General features: G+C 38.8%; 17 protein-coding genes. 14 read left to right on the top strand and 3 right to left on the bottom strand.

The window, feature by feature from the left end:
* Positions 1-113 precede the first annotated feature (113 nt).
* The 14 genes from L1077_RS04260 (at position 114) to L1077_RS04195 (ending at position 17,075) form a co-directional block, all read left to right on the top strand.
* A complete protein-coding gene (locus tag L1077_RS04260) occupies positions 114-515 on the top strand; it encodes a hypothetical protein (protein WP_237135730.1) in 402 nt (133 codons plus the stop codon).
* A 190-nt stretch (positions 516-705) separates the two neighbouring features.
* Positions 706-1,389 (top strand): hypothetical protein, encoded by a 684-nt coding sequence (locus L1077_RS04255; protein WP_237135729.1) that lies wholly within the window; start codon positions 706-708, stop codon positions 1,387-1,389.
* Positions 1,390-1,990: 601 nt separating this feature from the next.
* Positions 1,991-2,752, top strand: a complete 762-nt coding sequence (locus L1077_RS04250) for a hypothetical protein (RefSeq protein ID WP_237135728.1) — start codon at positions 1,991-1,993, stop codon at positions 2,750-2,752.
* Between the two features lie 97 nt (positions 2,753-2,849).
* Positions 2,850-3,602: a hypothetical protein gene (locus L1077_RS04245; protein ID WP_237135727.1), complete on the top strand. Its 753-nt coding sequence runs from the start codon at positions 2,850-2,852 to the stop codon at positions 3,600-3,602.
* 120 nt (positions 3,603-3,722) lie between these two features.
* Positions 3,723-5,075, top strand: coding sequence for a S41 family peptidase (locus tag L1077_RS04240; RefSeq protein WP_237135726.1), 1,353 nt, complete (start codon positions 3,723-3,725; stop codon positions 5,073-5,075).
* 687 nt (positions 5,076-5,762) lie between these two features.
* On the top strand, positions 5,763-7,424 hold the full coding sequence (locus L1077_RS04235) for an H-type lectin domain-containing protein (RefSeq protein ID WP_237135725.1): 1,662 nt from the start codon (positions 5,763-5,765) through the stop codon (positions 7,422-7,424).
* A 514-nt stretch (positions 7,425-7,938) separates the two neighbouring features.
* The gene (locus L1077_RS04230) at positions 7,939-8,832 is read left to right on the top strand and encodes a hypothetical protein (protein WP_237135724.1); all 894 of its coding nucleotides are present in this window, start codon (positions 7,939-7,941) and stop codon (positions 8,830-8,832) included.
* Positions 8,833-9,192: 360 nt separating this feature from the next.
* Positions 9,193-10,731 (top strand): hypothetical protein, encoded by a 1,539-nt coding sequence (locus L1077_RS04225; RefSeq protein ID WP_237135723.1) that lies wholly within the window; start codon positions 9,193-9,195, stop codon positions 10,729-10,731.
* A gap of 422 nt (positions 10,732-11,153) precedes the next feature.
* Positions 11,154-12,482, top strand: a complete 1,329-nt coding sequence (locus tag L1077_RS04220) for an alpha/beta hydrolase-fold protein (RefSeq protein ID WP_237135722.1) — start codon at positions 11,154-11,156, stop codon at positions 12,480-12,482.
* Positions 12,483-12,563: 81 nt separating this feature from the next.
* Positions 12,564-13,253 (top strand): response regulator transcription factor, encoded by a 690-nt coding sequence (locus L1077_RS04215; RefSeq protein WP_237135721.1) that lies wholly within the window; start codon positions 12,564-12,566, stop codon positions 13,251-13,253.
* Positions 13,246-14,595: a HAMP domain-containing sensor histidine kinase gene (locus L1077_RS04210; RefSeq protein WP_237135720.1), complete on the top strand. Its 1,350-nt coding sequence runs from the start codon at positions 13,246-13,248 to the stop codon at positions 14,593-14,595. Before L1077_RS04215 ends, L1077_RS04210 begins: the two co-directional genes overlap by 8 nt.
* Before the next feature lie 231 nt (positions 14,596-14,826).
* Positions 14,827-15,360: a hypothetical protein gene (locus L1077_RS04205; protein WP_237135719.1), complete on the top strand. Its 534-nt coding sequence runs from the start codon at positions 14,827-14,829 to the stop codon at positions 15,358-15,360.
* A 143-nt stretch (positions 15,361-15,503) separates the two neighbouring features.
* Entirely contained in the window at positions 15,504-16,187 is a 684-nt protein-coding gene (locus L1077_RS04200; RefSeq protein WP_237135718.1) for a hypothetical protein, read from the top strand.
* A 267-nt stretch (positions 16,188-16,454) separates the two neighbouring features.
* Positions 16,455-17,075 (top strand): hypothetical protein, encoded by a 621-nt coding sequence (locus L1077_RS04195; RefSeq protein ID WP_237135717.1) that lies wholly within the window; start codon positions 16,455-16,457, stop codon positions 17,073-17,075.
* Between the two features lie 96 nt (positions 17,076-17,171).
* Here the strand turns inward: L1077_RS04195 and L1077_RS04190 are convergent, their stop codons facing one another.
* From L1077_RS04190 to L1077_RS04180, 3 genes are all read right to left on the bottom strand, one after another.
* Positions 17,172-18,056: a CPBP family intramembrane glutamic endopeptidase gene (locus tag L1077_RS04190; RefSeq protein ID WP_237135716.1), complete on the bottom strand. Its 885-nt coding sequence runs from the start codon at positions 18,054-18,056 to the stop codon at positions 17,172-17,174.
* Positions 18,057-18,189: 133 nt separating this feature from the next.
* Positions 18,190-18,348: a hypothetical protein gene (locus L1077_RS04185; RefSeq protein WP_155731878.1), complete on the bottom strand. Its 159-nt coding sequence runs from the start codon at positions 18,346-18,348 to the stop codon at positions 18,190-18,192.
* A gap of 370 nt (positions 18,349-18,718) precedes the next feature.
* Positions 18,719-19,846, bottom strand: a complete 1,128-nt coding sequence (locus L1077_RS04180; RefSeq protein ID WP_237135715.1) for a DNA alkylation repair protein — start codon at positions 19,844-19,846, stop codon at positions 18,719-18,721.
* Between the last annotated feature and the right edge of the window lie 439 nt (positions 19,847-20,285).

The raw sequence follows: 20,285 nt of genomic DNA, 5'->3' as shown, positions 1-20,285 counted from the left end.
TTATACCTTCTATGGTTCAAAGAGGTTCAAAGAAGTCCTTTGAAACATACTTTTTTTGGCCATTCTTAAACTAAATATTTAAATTAAAGGTTAAATGAACTATGGGAAAGTTTATGTTTTGGATTGCAGTTATTGGATTCGCGCTATCTGTAATCATTCCAGCTATTGAAGACGCCAGCATCCCGAAGTTAAATGACGAACAAACCCAAAGAGTTTGCAAAGCAGCAATAGCAACAATTTTTAACAAGCCTATCGATATAGTCAAAGTTTCTCACGTTACTGGTGATGTTATTTACCTAAAATACACTCGCTCTGAAGACCAAACCGTATGGAAAAGTAAGTGCTATTTAAAAGGTAAGCGAGTAGTCTGGGGATCAGTAGGAAATGGGACATCTGGCCGCTGGCGTTTACACCAATACGACCCTGTTGTAACTTGGACCTTAAAGTCTGGCCGTATAGTAATAAAAGACAAAATTTCTGAATCAAGCGAAACTACAAAGGTTTTTAGTTTATAAACCTTTTTAAAATTTACAAATTAAAGTATAGCTGACATATATGGAAACTCCATTTATGTCAGCTACACTTTCACCTCTTTACAAAGATAAATATTATGGAAAAATAAAATCAACCATTATAAATTAAACTTGAAAACAACCAGATTTATATTAAAGTACTATTGTAAGAATATAATAAGAAAGGGAATTCATGGATATAAAAAATTCATTGCGAAATTCACAACATAATTTAGTGAATAATAATGCAGCTTTAGAAAAATCGAAAGCTACAACCATTGAAGCACAATCTCCTGTAGAAAAGCTCAATGCAGCCCCAGCATCGATTGAAAATACGTCAGTTGCAAGCGAGGAGGAAATAAAAAGATTTCAACAAGAAGCGTATGACTATAATGTTAAGAACTTTGAAATTCAGGACAACACACAAGCGGCTTTTGCCACAACACTAAAAGAGTTTGAAAAGTTTAAAGATACACAGTCAAGTTTACATCCTAATATAGATTTAAGCTCGCTCGATCTTGCTCAAGAAGAAGATGGTACACTTCAATTGGTAGGTGGAAACATATCAGCCACACTCCGTGCCAACTTGGAAACGCAAATAAATGCCAATGATGAGCTTAAAACTGCTTATAAACAAGTGCATGAAGGTATGGCTGATATTGTTCGTTATTTTGATGTAAATAGTAATGCAGAAGCCAAAGACTTTTACGGTAAATTTAGGCTCAACGAATTAAGTAGCAGTTTTGAGAAGCAATTTCATGACGATGGTTTTGGCCAGGATTATCATACATTAGAAGAAAAAGTATTAAGCAGCTCTTTACTATTCTCCTATAAAATGACTGACGCAATAAACCCAAGAATAAATATATCAGTATAAAATTGCGTGGGAAAAGACTGAAGTAGGTTAATTAGAGCATTGCCTTCCAAGAATTAACATCAAGTTCAATTAACCCAACTTCAAAACCACCTAAGAATACGAAAGTAAAACATCGGATTTAAACCAAATTTAAATGCAAAATCACTTTATTTATATAAAGGAAAAACCACACCATTAAAATATGATACTTTAGATTAATTAATAACAGTTATGTGAACCACTACCTAAATGTATAATTTCCTAAAGTACACAAAGATGCGTAAGGATAAAAGCCTCATCACTCTAAATAATACTTAACAAGATTGATGATAAACAAGTATTGATAGTACCAAACTCAATTTATATCACCTTTAATCCCCTACAGATCCCAAAACAGAAAAAAACACTCACCATTCCGATATCTTAGTTTTTAAAGGCTTTGTTGCTCAAATAGGCCCTTGTAGTGCCAAAAACAGCGAGATGTGACTTTTTCAATCTTGAATACAGAGTGTGTCATCCGTGGCCTCCTCTCATTAAATTAAAATAGCTATAAAATATTGTTAAATATATTCTCTCTGTAACCGATATAGTAAAGATAAAATCATGTAATAAGGAATATGACATGAAAATTGTTGCAAATGCGGGGCCACGCCTGCATGCAAAAAATAATCAGATTAGTGATGAAATGAGACATATCGCCCCAAGCAGTCAAAAGGGCCTCAAAGTAGATCCAACTAAACATTTCATCAATTCAGAGCCGACACACCCTGCTGAACTGACGCAAGCTAAGTCTGACAACGGTAAACTCACCGCAATAATTTACAAGGCCAACGGAAAACTCGACCTCCCCCCCAGATACGAAAAACACAGAGACTTACTTGAAAGTGCCATCAACTCTACCAGCAAGCTGTATTTGCACGAAACCCCAGCCGCAGCGAACAGGATCGCAGAAGAATATGAAAAAGTGTCTGCAGATTTGTATGAACAAAACCCGCAACTAACGCATAAAAGCTGGGGCTTTTCAGTTGATGAAACGGGCAAACTGGTTGCTACAGGCCACTTGAGCCAAGCAGACAAGCAACTTGTTGAAGAGGCTTTAAATAGCAATGACGAGCTAGTCAGTGCCGCCAAAGACTTTAAAACCAGCTTTTTGGAAGGACTAGAAATTGAGCGGGGTAGTGCCGGTACAAGTCAGTATTGGGGCAAATATGATGTGAACGAAGGCAACTTTGCTCAGATCATCGATTTTAAAGAGATGATCGAACAAGGCAGTAATAACGAGATCGAAAGAGAGAAAAGTGGCTATTTGCTCAATAAGTGGGAATGGACGATCAATATAGCCGACCAGCTACAGGCAAAAGCAGAACCTACTTTTGCTAAATAATTATAAGGAATAAACTGTGGCATCCAGTTCAATCTATACAAGCTTTAAGTCGATTAAATAAAATTAGAATATACTTCAATGAAATAAGGAATATGGCATGAAGATTGGCAGTAACCAAGGAGCAATGCAATATACCAGCAATCAAACTCTTTCAGAGATTTTGGGGAATAAAGCACCTCATCAAGGCGTGGCTAAGAGCGCAGATGATACGCTCAGCAAAAAACTGGCTAATGATATATTCACTCCCTCAAGCACTGACTTTTCAGAATATGAAAAAGTAAATTACACACCGGATGGCCGCTTAAACCTTCCCCCAGATTTTGAATCGCACCGAGGCGTAATAGAAGCGATTTTTACCTCTATGGATAAACTTTATAGTGATGCCCCTAAAGCGGCTCAGCGTATGTTTCAGGCATTCTCTGGGTTAGAAGATAAAATACTGCGTGGTTCACCCGAATTGAGTCATAAAGACTGGGGATTTTCGGTAAATGAGCAAGGTGTTCTAGTTGCTACGGGCCAATTATCTAAAGCACAGCGTGATGTGATAGAGACTCACCTCAACAGTAACAATAGTCTGGTAAAGGCCGCGCAAGATTTCAAAGCCCATTTTATCGAAGGACTTGAAATGCAAAGAGGAGACTCGGGTAAAAGCCAATACTGGGGCAGATATGATGTAAACAATGAAAACTTTGCCGATATTATCGACTTTAAATCGATGATGAACCAAATAGCAAACGCCAATGAGAGTAAAACGGGTGGATTTGAATGGCGCTCAAAAAGCCAATATGCGTGGGAACAAGGTATGGTTGCACAATTGCAGGCCAAGGCTGTGTCTAAGTTTTCAGCTTAAATGCTCAGTCATCATCAAAGTTAAAACACCATTATTTTAATAACTAAAATAAATTTAAACCTTTTGTGATTATGGTGCGTCAAACAAGACATTAATAAGAATAAAAGGAATAACGCCTCAATGATGAAAGTTTTAAAAATAATGTGCGCGCTTACAGCCGCTTCATGTATTGGTATTTTTTCGGCAAATTCACTAGCAAGCAGTAATACTTCACACGCTCTACAACATACCATTTCGGCTAAGCAAGCCAGCGAAGATTTTGATCAATGGTTCAACTGGTTGCACCAAACTCATCCCGATTTATCACACAGTGTGCAGGATGTAGATAAGTTCTACGACACCGTTACGCAAATAAAAACCGAGTTAGACACGCCGATGACTGCAATGGCATTTTGGCAAAAAATAGCACCGCTTAATTCAATGCTAGCTGATGGACATTTAAAAGTAGGTCATGGTTCATCTTCTCAGTGGAGACAGTGGATAGCCCAAGGCGTAACACTATTCCCTTTCGAAGTGAATATTAAAGATGACGGTCTCTACGTAGCCCGCGATCTAGGCGAGCAAAGTAGCAAGTATCAAGGCGCAAAAATACAGTCTATTAATGGCACAGACGCAAAAACACTGTTAAAGCAATTACTTGTAAATACCCATGGTGATACACTCGCATTTCGCAAAGATGTATTACAAAGCCAGTTTAACCGTTTGTATTATATGACCTTTGGTCCACAATCATCATTTAAAATAGAATATCAGCAAAATAATAAAGCAAAACATGTAACGCTCGGTGCAAAAGCTGCCATCCCAACCGCGCTGGCCAAATCGTCGTTCTCCGATGAATTTAATGTTTCTTACCACGATAAAACAGCAGTTCTCCAGGTAAACACGTTTGCTTGGGATGACTTCAAACAGTTTTTAAACTACATGGACTCAGTATTTACTGAGATAAAAGAAAAACAAATTAATCATTTAATTATTGATATTAGCCGCAATGGTGGAGGTAATGATGATATGTGGATGGCAGGTATTATGCGCTATATCGCTGATAAGCCGTATCGCCACTTTTCTACTTACCGTTCAAAAGTGCTACTAAAATACAGAGATCCTGGTCAACTCGTTGGTGCAATTGAGCAAGGCGAAAACACCCGTTTAATCGAACCGGAAACGCACTTACCTAATTTCTATCATGGCAAAACGTCTCTTCTGATTGGCACGGGCACTTATTCATCGTCTATTGTGTTTGCCAATACAGTGCAAGATCACCAATTTGCTCAGCTAATTGGTAAACCAACTGGTGGCCGAAGCACGCAAAGTGGCGGCATTCAATTTATGCATTTAAACCATAGTCAGCTTCAGATGATTTCACCACGATTTATTCTCACTCGTCCAAGTGGCAATCAACAAATGACACCAGTCCAGCCTGAGCTGTCTATTGAGCAGCTTGCGCTTCCAAAACAAATAAAGACGATGCTTTAACATCGCCTCTAAGCAAACGTCATGTGTCACAACATGGCGCTTGCTTTAATATTCATCGCACCACCGGCTTTCATGAGCCCCAAATATACGTTTATTGCTATCTAACTCTCTAACATAATTCATAAATTTAGGGCCTCGTTGCCCAAGCTCTTCGCCTTATTCAAGGTGATTAGATGTAACCAAGCCACTTCTGCACCCTCGTGTATGGGTGCATGACATCCAACTAAAATCTTTTATACGTATTCTTTGCAGCCTCAAAATTGAATTGAGTGTCACATATACCTTTACGCCTTTTTATACTCATCACTAATCTGTAATATCACTAATCTGTAATATCACTAACTTGTTGGAGTGACTCAACAGGTATGAACCTAAGACTCCTTCTCGATAGCTGCGATAAAATCGTTCAAGAACTACGTAAAAGACATGCATGAACACACCATTTATGCCATCCTTATTTACCCATTATGAAAACAACTTAACCGCTAACCCTTCTATAAAGACCGTTTAAGAACGTGACTCGCTGTAACCATTGCCTTATGCACAATAGTTGGGCATAGTCTGTGCAGGTTACAAAGTTATAATGGATGCACTCACCTTTCAGGATAAAGGCCCACATAGTTTAAAATTATGTGTCATTTCTTTGTGTCATTTTATTAATTTAGGATATGTATTAGGGTTCTAATTATGCTTAAGATGCCACACTCTGTACTTTGGGTTTATGCGCTTTCTACAGCCACACTTTCAACCTTTGCCAATGCAAATAGCTGTGAGGGAGAGTTGTTTTCTATTAACTCTGGTCGCGGTGCACCAGGCGTATTATTTAGCTTGCAAGAGCAAGACAAGGCCGCCAAAGCATTGTCTATGGCTGAATTTAGCTCAGCGGCGATGGCTTACGATTCAACGCTTAAACGTATGTACTACACCTCTTCACCAATGCCATTTGAATATAAAGTGGATTTAAGTGAACTAGATGCGCCCGCAGAGGAGCTTGCGCAGATCCCCGTTCAGGGTGACCGCTTTAAGTACAATCGCTTAGCGTACTACGACTTTGAAACCAAAACACATCACAGAGTGGACGGTATTACTAAATCGTTGATTGGTATGACATATGATGCGCAAAACGATCAACTGTTGGCTAATAGCTACAGCAAGCTGTATAGCATTGACAAATCAAACGGCAATGCAACAACCTTAATGCACTTTGACGGTGTTGAAGGTGAGTATCGCGGTGACCTTGTGATCAAAAATGAAGAACTATATTTGGTCACTTCAAGTGCTGTGTACTTGATTGATCGTAGCGATCCGCAAAACTACAGCATGAGCAAGCTGTCTGACCATAATTTAATTGCTGTAACAGGCGCGACCCTTGCGCAAAATGGCGACATGCTCATTAGCCGTACAGTCATAAATGATCATGGTCATCAGAATCAATCTGAGCTTTATAAGCTCAACCCAAACACGGGGGGTACGTGTTTAGTGGCGACTTTACCACTGCGTATCAACGATTTGGCGACCAATACCGACAGCTCAGTTGCTTGCTATACCCAAGACCCGTGCGCGTTAGACAATAAAATTACTTTGCTTTCTAACACCATTGTGAACGACTTGGATCACACGTGGCGCACCTATGGCCTTGGCAATACAAACTTTTATGCGCCCGCTGTATTCACTTCAGCGCCTACCTTTAATGGTGGCCATGGTGGTGCAAACCGCTTACAAAATGTGTCTCCAACTTCATTCGAAGTGGCATTTAAAGAATGGAATTATCTCGATCAAGTGCACCCTAATAGAGAGTCATTTGATTACATGGCACTGGAACAAGGCCGCTATACAATGGCCGATGGCACCGTATTAGAAGTAGGCAGTTTTGAGTTATCTGGCACTAAAAACTTTGACAGCATTAGTTTTGAACAAGCGTTTTCTGCTAACCCCTATGTATTTTTACAAGTGCAAACCTATGAAGGTGGCCACACCATTGCAACGCGTGTAAAAGATATTTCAACAACGGGCTTTAAAGCCGCATTCTTTGAGCAAGATACGCTAAATGAAGGCCATACCACCGAAGCAGTATCTTACATTGCGATTGTCCCAAGCACGGGCTCGACCGGTACACTCGACACCCAAGCCGGCGCAAAAGGTTACAGTTTATTCAGTGCCGATATTGATCATAATGGTGGCCAAATTGGCGAGCACTTTTACGTGTTAGCCGAAGAAACCTCTAAAGATGCAGAAACGGCACATACGCTTGAAACCTTACACGTGCTCGATGTTGCAGGTGTAAGCTTAGTTCAGCAAGTGAGCAGTAATGGTGGGGATAACTTAAGTATTCGCCGTATTCAGCAGTAAATATCTTATCTTAAGCAATAAAAAAAGCCTGTACAGCTATGCACTGTACAGGCTTTTTATTTTCCGCTCATCGTTTGCATTCTTGTGCGTCCTGAAAGGCCTTTGAGATCACAATACTAAACGAGGTACACTGCCCTATTGGCGACTGGTTTTATACCAAGCTTAATAAATATAGGGAGAAAAAAACTTACACCCAACGCAAATTTATCATATGCGATATTTTTAATGGCTTAGACGATGCAACCAGTATGAGATTTATTTGCGTGTTTTTAACCTAAACAAGCGTTATCGATGTGGCTATGGGTGCGGCAATAAAATGAGCATACAATGACAAGACTGGCAAATGTTTGCCTGTTTGGTCTGAGCTTATACGCACCTATATGGCTACTGGAACAATAAAACCCGAGTGGCCCGAAATTTGCTAATTTACTCTGTTCGTTTTATCTGCTTTTGGTTGAGAGGAGCAACTACGCAGTCAAGACACTCTAGACAGAATCTCAAAAGGAGCTGAATTATGCAAATTTCCCATTACGCAGGTGCGGGAGAACCCTATTATAATCGCACTCAGTCTATTAAACATGATCAATCAGTCAAAGAGTCGAGTACGCCATCGGATGAGGCGTCTTTTTCTACTCGTCTTGAAGGCAAAACAAATTTGACTTACCTAATTAAGCCGGAGCACGTCAAAGTAGTAGATAAAGATCAGTTCGCTATGTTAAATCAAGACATGAGTCCGCTGTCTTCCAAACATACAGACTTGGCCGACTATTATAAACAACAGGGTGAACAGCAGGATGTTGTTGGCATGATCAACGTTGATGGTCAGGTTATGGCCTACTTGCGAGGAGATGGCTCTTACGCAGGTCGCAGTGGAGTACAGGATTTGTTCCGTCAGGCTGGCGGCGATATGGCTAAGTTGAAGTCGTTGGTTGAACAACATTACCCAGGAAGTGGTGAAGTTGAGTTTTTTGAGCAAGGCGAAGGGCCAACAAATGCAGAGGTCTTTGAAATGTTTAATGGTAGCTCTTACCAAGACTACGCTCAAAAGCAGATCGCCATTCATAAGGAAACTGAGTTCAACGAGATGTTGGCACAAGATCAAGCATATCGAAGAAAGCTGATGTTCGATCAGACACCTCAAACATCGGTATTTCGTGTCGGTGGTCAAGTGGTCGGTAGTATGGATGATCAGGGGTTTGCTGATGTGGGTCAGGCGTTGACTGCCATGGCTGATCAGCGAGGCATTCAACGAGAACAACTCAAATCTCTGTTTACATTAGACTTTGATAGATCACCAGAAGACTTTAAAGCAATGCTCAATGACGTGTTTGGTGATGATGTGCAACTGGAAACCTTCAGCTCACAGCAAGCCCCAAGCCGCGCTGAAGTTCGAAGCATGGGTTTATAGATACCATGAAACGTGGTGCGAGGGCTGCCAAATCAATACGAGCCCATTAGACGTGAAGTCTCGAACGTTGACCCGCTTAAAATCATATAGAAAAGCCAGCCAAGTCTGGTTTTTTATTTTTCGATATCGCCTGCTTGAGCATAGCCGAAGTCTAAATTGATACGAAGAATTAACTTTGGCACTTAAATCAACCACTTTGATCCTATGATTACTTTTGATTACACTGCCCTTTTAATTAACTTTTTAATTACAACACCACTCTCTTCGGATACTATCGGTGCCGGATATTCCCTCCTATTGGATGGCAGGATATTTTATTGAAAGGTTAATTTAATACATACATCAAAAGGAAAGTTGCAAATGATTTTAGCTAGGTTTCTAACTATGCTCTTTGCTGTTTTCACTTGCATTTCATATGCAAGTGAAAGTAGTAGCAATACATTTACGTCCCAAACGCTGGGTAATTTAATTCAACATGGTGACTTTGAAAATGAAAACTTATTTAAGTTTCCATCTAATAGCAGCAACGTCGCCTATTTAACAGATCAATCTCCGATCAACGGAAAGCAAAGTGTAGAAGTTAATTTTACGGACTTTGATACCTATAGTCCTTACTTTCACAGATATGTTTTCCCTGAAAATACTCAACTTTCAAGCTTACACTTCAGTGGCTTAATAAAAATGGTGTCAGGATTTGATACAGAGTCCATTATTGCCGAAGCGCATTTGACTTATCATAGCGATGGGATATACCCGTATACTTATGAGCGAGTAACACTCTCACCTGGTCATAACTCAAACACATCATTCAAAGTTAATCTCCCATTGGATGAAACCAGAAAGATAAAGCATGTGTATTTAAAGTTTATGCACAATCGAAATCAGCAAGATCTAACCGTATTGCTTGATGATTTGGCGCTTCATGTTATTCCAAAAGGGACTAATAACCTGATCCCGCATGGCGACTTTGAAAGTGAAAACTTATTCAAATTCCCTTCAAATAGTAATAGCACCGCGGGTATGACAAGACAGTCTCCTATCGTCGGCGAACAAAGCGCAGAAGTGCACTTTACTGACCCTAACGTATATAGCCCTTACCACCACACGTATACTTTCCCAGAAAACACGCAGCTTTCTAGTTTACACTTTAGCGGGCTATTACAAATCACCGCTGGCTTTGACACTGAATCAGTCGTTGCTGAGGCACATGTCACCTATCATAGAGACGGCAAGTACCCTTACACTTATGAGCGAGTGACACTCTCTGGCAATGCAGTCACACCTTTTCATGTGAACTTACCCTTAGATGAAACCAGAAAGATAAAGTTAGTACATTTAAAGTTTATGCATTATCAAAACAGCCAAGACATGTCTGTACTTCTTGACGATCTTGCCCTTCACGTCGTTCACACAGAGCGTCCTAATTTAATTCCTCACGGCGATTTCGAGCACGAAAATTTATTTATATTTCCATCAAATAGTAGCGGCGTTGCCCACTTAACAAATCAATCTCCTATTCGTGGAGAGCAAAGTCTCCAAGTCCAATTTACGAATTTTAGTGTATACAGCCCTTTCTACCATACTTATGTATTTCCTGAAAATACCCATTTGAAGAGTCTGAATTTCAGTGGGCTGTTGCAAATGCTGACCGGTTTTGACACTGAATCTGTGATTGCAGAAGCACATGTCACTTATCAACGTGACGGTCAGTATCCCTACACTTATTCGCGAGTAACTTTATCGGGTAATGGTAATTCCGTGACACCATTTGATGTCCATTTACCATTAGACGAGACCAGAGCGATCAAGTTGGTGAATTTAAAGTTTATTTATAACCAAAATCAGCAAGATACAACCGTTCTATTGGATGATTTAGCTTTGAAGGTAGAAGCTAAATAATACATTAAGCACAATATTTTTATATGTTTTCTTATACAGGCAGCCATCGCTGCCTTCTCATCTTAATGTGAGCACACACTATATATGTAAAGGTGTCTGTCAATGAATAAGTAACATGGGAAATTGATAGCCAAAAATTTTAATTTTTCATATAGACTAAAAAAATAAAAAAGCTTAATCACTTTTAATCACCCATAAATTTTCTTAGGTATGATTTTTATATAAACAATAGTTTTTTATTTAAAAACCACCAAAATAGATTTAAGCATTGACAAGAATTTAAAACCCTCAACATGAGCAAAGTGGCTCACATTGAAGTAAACCTTAGAGAAGAACATTAAATAAGTTTAATGTTTAAAACTGGATAATTTAATTTTTGATAATTATTATGAAGTGTAACTAGACTAAAAATAATAAATATCATGGCCTATCTAATACATTTTTTAAGTATCTCTCTTATCACACTTGCACTGACATTTCCAACTGACGTAGAAGGGAGTAGCAGTACTGATCCCATTGAATATTGCGAAGACTGCGCTAACGGAGTGAATAAATTTCATTTTTTTTCCGAAATATTAGAGAGCCGCCAAAGGGTCGATGTTTACCTGCCTGAAGATTATGATCTAGGTGCTGATGATGTCCGCTACCCAGTGATATATACCCTAGATGGCTGGACACTTTCTGAGTTGGTGGGCGGAGTTGTTAGGCACCTTAGCCAAACTGCTTCAATGCCAGAAGCAATCGTTGTTTCCATTGACCAACACTATGCCAAAGGTATAACACCACAACTGTACAACAATCAAAGTGGTTGGTCTGATGATCCAAAAGATAAGGCATTCTGGTCTGATAAAAACGCCGCAGATGATTACCTTAACTTCTTAAAAAACGAACTAATACCATTTATTGACAAGCACTATAGAACCAATTCTTTTAAGGCGTTAATAGGCATGTCACCCACAGCAAGCTTTGCCATGCACAGCTTGATCTCCGAGCCCGAATTATTTAATGCGCATTTTCTGTTTGCTGCAACAGATGTCATTGGTATGGGATATACATCTGAAAAGACCTTGATAGATAGTTTGGTCGAAACATTAAGTAAAAGGCCTGCTCATAAAGGTATTTTATACGTTGCATCGTCAATGCGAGAGGCAGACAAACAACCAGCCCAGCAAAAAAATGTAGAGAAATTAACGAACGCCCTAAAACCATTTAAAAACTTTAAAGTAAAGGCTGAACACATAGAAAACTATGGTCACTACCCTATGGCTGTAACTGGGCTACTATCCGCGCTTGATTTAGTTTTCCCTAGAGCAAAGTTCGACTCAAGCAGCATACTCAATCACATGCGTGAAAACCCACAGAATGGCACTGTTACAGAGCAATTAATGCAACATTATAAAACCCTTAGTGATTATGTTGGTTTCGAAATAAAACCCTATTCCAATCTCACAAGAAACGCCAATAGCCTGCGTGCAGTAACGAGAATGTTACGTAAAGAAGGTCGTTTTGATGAAGCGATTGAATTAGGAGAGATGTGGGTACAACAACAGCCCAAATCTGCCTATGCATACTATAAACTCAGCGAGAGCTACCTGGCCGCTGGTATATATAAGGCCGCAAAAAAGCAAAACTCAAAAGGCCTAGATATTGCTAAAGCAAATAAAGACCCTAATATAGAACATTATATAAATCAAAAAGTAAACATTGAGAAGCAGCTCAAAACTCAAGCTCAGGAAATAAATAATGATTAGGATTTATGCATAAATTATAATAGATTCACGGTTTTAGCACCATTTTACTTAAATCTAGAAAAATATATAAAAATATATAGCATGAATATTTTATTAATTGAAGACGATAAACAAATAGCACAATATATATCCAAAGGGTTTAAAGAAGCAGGTCACCATGTTGAATGGGTAGATAATGGAAGAACCGGGTTTACACTCGCAATAGAGCACCCGTATGATGTGTGTATTGTCGACAGAATGCTGCCAGAACTCGATGGTATTGCGATTATTAAGGAGCTTAGAGCAATCAATAACTCAGTCCCGATTATCATTTTATCAGCCCTGTCTGACGTGGATGAGCGGGTAACTGGCTTAACCTCAGGTGCAGACGATTATTTGGTTAAGCCATTTGCATTCAACGAGTTAGAAGCCAGAGTAAATATCTTAGCGAGCCGTAATAAAGCTTCACAGACAAACGACACATCTACAATTCAATTTCAAGACATAACACTAAACCTCATCTCTCGCGAAGTTAGTGCTAATGACTCAATTATCGAATTAAAAAACAAAGAATTTTGTTTATTAGAAGTTATCATTCGTCAACCTAATAGAGCTTTCTCACGCACCATGTTGATGGAAAAAGTATGGGGCTATAACTTTGATACGAATACCAACATAATTGATGTGCACATAAGCAACCTCAGGAAAAAAATAGAATCGGTAAGCACAAAGTGTGTGATCAAAACATTGAGAGGTGTTGGCTACACATTGGAAAAAATTAATCATGAGTAGTTATATCGGCAGACTTGCTTTGATTTATGCCGGTATCTGCGTTGTAACACTCGTGATGCTTTTTCCGATTTATAAAGAAATTGAATCACAGCAGAAAGAAAATATTCGCAGTATGTTGGCCCCCGATTGTCCTTACTGTAAGTTACGCAAACTATATATTAAAGACGGTCCCTTTGCGTTGAAGCAATATCTCGATCAAAACGCCAAATGGATTAGTGTTAAGTTTTTAACGCTCAATAAGTTAACATGCTTTTCATCGTCTGTTTGGTTACAACAAGAGGTGAGTAAAGCCGCAGAACTCATAAGTTCAGACAAGTTATATGTCACATTCAATATTAACCCGTCCGCAGGTAAAAAGCTGACTCTCGTCTATTTAGAGCTCGGTAATTATGTAGTGGTAGAAGAAAAGCTTTTTAAGCCAGCAAATAAAGCAACTGAAGTCGCAGATCAAGCAAATAATTACTTAGCACTTAGCCTATTAATAACGCTAGTTATCATATGTGCTTTTTTGTTGTCGACACTGTACATAGCACGAAAAATCTATAAAAAAATAAACAATATCAGCCTTATCTCCGAGTCCATTAGCAAAACAGGAGATTTATCCAAAAGGATACCGGTCAATGAGGACAACAACGAGTTTAATCGTCTTGCAAAGCAATTGAATCAGACTTTTGCAACCATTGAAGCAAAAGTCAGCGACATAACTAATATGTCCAACACCCTAGCACATGAGCTAAAAACCCCATTGACCCAACTCGCACATCAGATTGAAGCGTTAAATATTCCTCATGACGAATATATCACTTTAAAAAGTAGTGCTGATAATGCGACCGAAGTATTCAACTCCATACTGCGGATCTCGCGTTTAGAATCAGGCAATGCACGACTAATAAAAGAGCTATCTAATATAGAAGAAATTATCACGGATTCTGTTGATTTGTTGTCGCCACTGGCAGATTTAAAGCAGCAAAACTTGCAGATGAATCTCAAACAGATAAAGGCCTTTGTAGACAAAAACTTAATTTTCCAAGCCGTGCTGAATCTTCTAGATAATGCAATCAAGTATGCACCTGATCAGTCTGATATTACGATTTCAACAATTATCAAAGAGCACACATTAATGATTTCAATCCAAAATGCTTGCGGGCCTATAGAACAGAAGGAGCTTGATAATTTGACAAGCCGATTTGTAAGAGGCTCAAACGCCAACAATAATGATGGGCTTGGACTAGGCTTAACGTTGGTAAATGCCATTGTCGCTGCACACCAAGGAGAGTTAAAGCTTGAGGCTACAGCTGAAGGGTTTAAAGCTTCATTATTAATTGCTTTTAAAACTGAATAAAAATCAACAGTAAATATTCACTTACCAGAGCCTTAATTACCCCTATTAAGGCTTCCACTCCTAGTATAAATCATAAAAATATAAACAAATTAATACCCCCACCTTATATAACACACAACTAAATTTATATTTATTTTCGCAACGTGTGATCCTCATAAATGCAACTATCGTAATAAGGCCTGCTAGTGAAAAAAATTCATTGGCCATTAAAATCAAACAAGGATATTAAAAATGATAAAAATAAAGAGTAATTTACTAAAAGTACTATCACTCTCAGGATTAGCTGTACTTGCCACTCCGTCTTTTGCCGCAGTTGATGTATTCGCTGCAAACTCTGCTTGTAAAACCCTAGTAGGTACGACGGAAACAGCTGGAAGCGGCGGGATTTCAAATGGTTCAGGCGGACTTAGAGCGACCTCTGATCTAACAATTATTTCTTGTGTATTACCAACTAACACGCCAACCCCCGGCGTCGAAGCATTTATTTTAGATAAAGAAGTAGGCCTTAGCTTCGGTAGAACAAATAGCCAAATACCGAGCTTTAATGGCACTACGGCATGCAGTTTAACGGCCTATGACCTATTTGGTAATGTGAGGTTTTCAGACACCGACTTTTCAGATCAAACAGGTAAACGTACCTTATACGTTAGATCAACTCGTTCAAACACAAATGGATATTATGGCTTTGCTTGTCGTTTAAGCCGCGGCGATGAATTATATATGTATCAACTTTACCCGAAAGGACTTGAGCCGGGTACATTCTAAGTATTAAAAACTAAGCTTATTGTATATAAAGTGTGAGTGTACTCACAGGTGCACTCACTTGTATGTCAGACTTATGTACTCTTCGCTTTAAAATTAGACCTTAATAATAACAATACGATAAAAACGTTCAAGGTAAGCTCTCTATGAAAATCATCGTCTGTATTTTTTTTACAGCAGTTACCACTGCTTTTTTCACAATTAACTACTTAAAAATAGACCGCCAGTCAGGCCTCTCACAGAGTGTTAAAAAAAGTGACTCAGAATACCTTTTAGAGTCAAGCAAAAACAGTGAGCAAACATTTACCAACAATGTTGATAACCAAGAATCGACACGAGGTAGTATAGACTCACTGATTGAAACACAGACCGCATTACTCAATACCTTAAAGAATATGAATAACCGACTCACTGAATTAGAAAACCGGTTAAACCTACTCGAACCTCAAGCTACGCCATCGGCCCAGTCATTAGCTCGACCTATTACCCAGGCACAGCTTCAAGCTGCAATCTCAGACAGCAATGCGCGACAGGACTTTATGCAAGCAGAAAACACGTTTTACAGCCAAGGCCATGATCCTGCTTGGGATACACAAATGACCTCAGCCCTTGAAGACGTCGAAACAGTCCTGCGCAGCACGTTTGATGATTCAGTACAGATCAGTGCCCAAGAATGTCGCAGTGATAGCTGTCGAGTGGAGTTTTCACTAGAGCGAGACGACATCAGTTTGCATCCCCTGATGCTGGCTGCGCAAGGTAGTAGCAAGATGTTTTTTGATGAGCAAATCATCAACGGCCAGAAAAAAACCATCGTTATCTATCAGCGTTAATATGTAACTATATTCACGAGCATTAAAGCACATAGCACGCTCCAAAGATTGCTAGTGCTTTAAACCCTCTTTAAGCTTTTTTATACAGCCTTACCTAAGTATAGATTTAACTTTGTCCACACAATATTACCGGTAAAATTGCAGAGGTATTTGACACTGTTTTACCGACTAAATTCGTATCAAATTCATAAATTGCGTCCTGAGAAATTTAATTGATATCACTAAGCACTTTGGTTATGTTTTGTTCAAACCACAAGGAGAAGAGATATGACAATAACAGAACATACTTTGCAAGACGTTTATGATTATGCAGTTGTATTGACAAATCAAAGCTTTGAGTGCAACGAAGCATATATGCAGCATACTGTGTTGCCTTGGTATTTTGTGAGCGCACTATCACGCGCTGCCGAAATGAATGTAGTAGACCAAGAATTTGCCAAAAATAAAATCAGCGACTTAAAACTCAAATATCACCTTCACAAATCAACACCTCTGGTTACATGTGACTCTGAAATACAAGTATATCAAGGCCAACATAATCAAATAAAACACGCTTTAAGCCTAGTTATTCCATCAGGTTATATCTTCACAGGTACCAATATGTTCCCACAGCTTTGTGCATCATTTGCCTCAAAAAACACTATTGTAAATACTCAACCAGCCCAAAATACGCAATATAATATTTCGGTTATTGCAGAGCAGGCCAATGTATTAAGTCAGATAAGTAAGACCAATGGGGTGTCAAATGAAACAATTTCTAAGTTAATTGACGCGCTACGATCAGATGATAAAGATGCTTTTGACCAATGGAAACAAACTGTTGGCAAAAGCGTAGCCGATAAAATCATTGAAGCAATTATCAAGTTACTGCTCTTTCCTGCAAGCTAACGTCGTTATTGACTATCTAAGCAAAGGTTTGTGGTTTGAAAGTCTCGAGCAATGCCGCTTTTACGATTTCAAACCCCTTCAAGGCTCATTGCCATACTAAACACTCGCTAAAAACGGATAAGTAAACAAGCAAAAGTGCATGAGGTTAAACACAAAGTGTATATAAATAGGCACTAGAATATTATTGGTTTTTTGATAGCCATAAGCACAGCCGACGCCCAACAGCGTCGCGATTAAGGTATATGCAGCCCCTGCTGGAAAATGCACAATACCGAATAAAACACCTGAACATACTATCGTAAGCGCTTGCTGATATCTTTGGTGTTGAAAAGCCTTGTGCATCTGAGTTTGTATAAATCCTCTAAAAAATGCTTCTTCTGCATAACAAGTGATAAATAAATTAGTGACTATCCAGCCTATTAATATGGGGCTCAGTTTTGGGTCCCACTCAACTAAGCCAGACACAACACCACCCGCTAGTCCACATAAAATGACCAGGGTTGAGACCATCAAAACCTGACTCATACCCTTGTTATTGCTAGCGCGCATACGTGGCACCACAATCGACATTAGCGCAATAGCGACCATGAGTTTGTCAAAGTTTAAATGTTTAGAAAACGGCACTGCGTTTTCGCTGACCAAATAGGATTCAATCACTAATGGATTATTAAACCCGGGGAATGCATGAACAAAAAATAAGATAGAAACGACAAATATGCCTATGCCAAGCAGCCAGCGAACTCCACTTTGTTTGCAGTAGTTAAACCCATAACTCATTAAAAACAAACTTAGCACGCCAATCACACCATAAGTCTCAACAACGCCAAAACTATAAGCGCATAGAAGCGAAATCAAGGCTAATACGAGTGCAGTGAGTTGCATAGCAAAGGTCACAGCACAAATCGCTAACAAGGCAGGAAGAAAAGATAAGATTATGCTTGTACTCAGAGTTAAGCCAAACAGTTCAAAAAGTGAATTCATCTCAATAGCTACTTAAATTTTCACTCATTTGGGCGAAAAAATGCTGTTATTACAAAGTGGTGCATGAGAGTGTACGATGGTTCTAGTCAATTGAATAGTAAAATATAGCCCAGCAAAACTGGGCTCAGCTCAATTAGCAAATTTGCGCTGTTGGGCAAAATACTGGGGCAGTATGACAAGCACCAAAGTCGCGACTATAGGCTGATGCACCACCGCCAATTTGACGTGTTTGCTTATCGTTTAAATTTTTAGTGCTGCTTAATTGTTTTAAGTTTACTTTGTTCAGCTTCATAATAAGTCCTGTTGTTAAATTAAATTGTTTTTATATAGATATGCAGTAAGTACACCGCTTATCCAAACAAGACTGTGTTTAATTAATGTACACAATGCAAGCTTGAAATGTTTCGATTATGTATCTTAATTTTTAGGCAATTGTTTTATAAGTCATTTATTATATTGAAATTTTATCATGTTGGGTAAAATTGACAGCGCGACACAAATCAGTCTATTCAAAATAATTCATTGCACTCAGAGCATAAAACACGCTCTCCAAAACCAAAAAAATCGATGCCGATAAAATTCGGAATTATTTCTCTAAACAAAACACTCCGTTATGTATAGCATCAGCTAGTCACACACTGGTATTTGCATAAGCTGCAGATTTACATCTCTAGCTCAAACTGAGTATCGGCAACCACGTTACCATTTATCTGCAATTCAACTTTGTGTACACCAGGGTAATAAACGCGCGTCGTGATGGGCTTAATTGTATGACGTTTTTTAAGCGAAGTTTGGCTGTTAGGCGCTAACTCTAGGGTTTTCCATTTAAACACTTTTGGTGATGTCGAACCATTGGCTTTTTGATGGTGCACAATATAATCAATCATGAGTGATTGCGTTTTATTATCGCCACTCTCAATGTTTGCCATCAATTCAATGTAGGAACCAAATTTAAGTTTGGGTGCAGAGGTACTCAGTTTTACATTCGATAACTGAGCCACTCTATAACCAAGCGCCTCTAAAGTACCAACATGACCATTTTTTACCAATGTTCGACAGCCATGCTTTATCAGTGCAGTTCGCTCAGGACTTGCATTTTGTAACCACTCAATGGCCACTTCACACACCCTATCGGGGTGGTCCTTAGCGATGTCATTCAAGTTATTTGCAACAGAGCGCCTTACATATTCACTGGGATCATCTTTGAGCAATGACAGCAACTCAATGACGGGCTCTGGATCATGAACAAACTTTTTTAAGCGTAAGCCCCAAGGAAGTCTTGGGCGACATCCCTCACTTGCAAGTCTTCTTACGTCAATATTGTCATCCTGTGCCCATGTCTTCATCACTTCTAAAGTACGCTCTGGCTCTGCTTCCAAAAAGTATCTTATTGCAAATTCAGCTGTATTTCGTTTTGTCAGTGCTTTTAATAAATGCATAGAGCGCTTAAAATCTGCCCTGCCCCTTTTAGCCACATAGTCAGCCATAGGCAAAATTGCCCAGCCAGAAATACCATTTTTATCGCTTACCGCAGAGCTCCACTGCCCTTCGATTTGATCTCCCAACGACAGCTCAATAATGCGTGCTGCTTGTTCAAAGTCTTGCGGTAGATACATCTCCATTACGTCACAAATTCGGTTACTGCGCTGTTTAAACTCAAGGCTATTAAAGTCAAGACTAATTTCTTTTATAAACGCGTCATAAGAGAAGTCAGGATAAATACGTTGAAAGTGGCGTGCCATGGTGTGCACTAGGTCTAAATCAAAAACGTTTTTGAAAGGTTCTGGCATAATATTTAAACACTCTAGGGCGCATTGCTTCTGTTATTGAGTAAACATACATGCAAAGCAACACAAATAAAAGCGCCTAAAAGCACTAAGAAAACAAACCTTAGCCTCTCACTTAAATAAATACAGCTCAATTATTATCAACTGCTATTACGGTATTAAGTCCGTTTATGTCACCTATAAAAGCTCTACTTTTTGAGAAAAACACAGGCGTTAAATTAAATTTAAAAATATGTAGCAAAAAAATCTATTAAATTAAAAGAAAAATACCACACATTAAAATATTAATTAAATTTATTATAAACCCATAAAGGGTACACACTTTGCATGATTAATAAAAATCAGTTTTTTATTATAGAACATGAATTCAATAAGGAATACTTTTGCCGCACCATGGAAAATTTGGCAGCAAAATACGGCAATTGACAGTAGTACAAAAAAG

The organism is Pseudoalteromonas luteoviolacea (genome assembly GCF_021654285.1).
GTDB lineage: Bacteria > Pseudomonadota > Gammaproteobacteria > Enterobacterales > Alteromonadaceae > Pseudoalteromonas > Pseudoalteromonas luteoviolacea_J.
The sequence above is the reverse complement of the archived record's forward strand: the minus strand, read 5'-3'. Positions and strand labels throughout refer to the sequence as shown.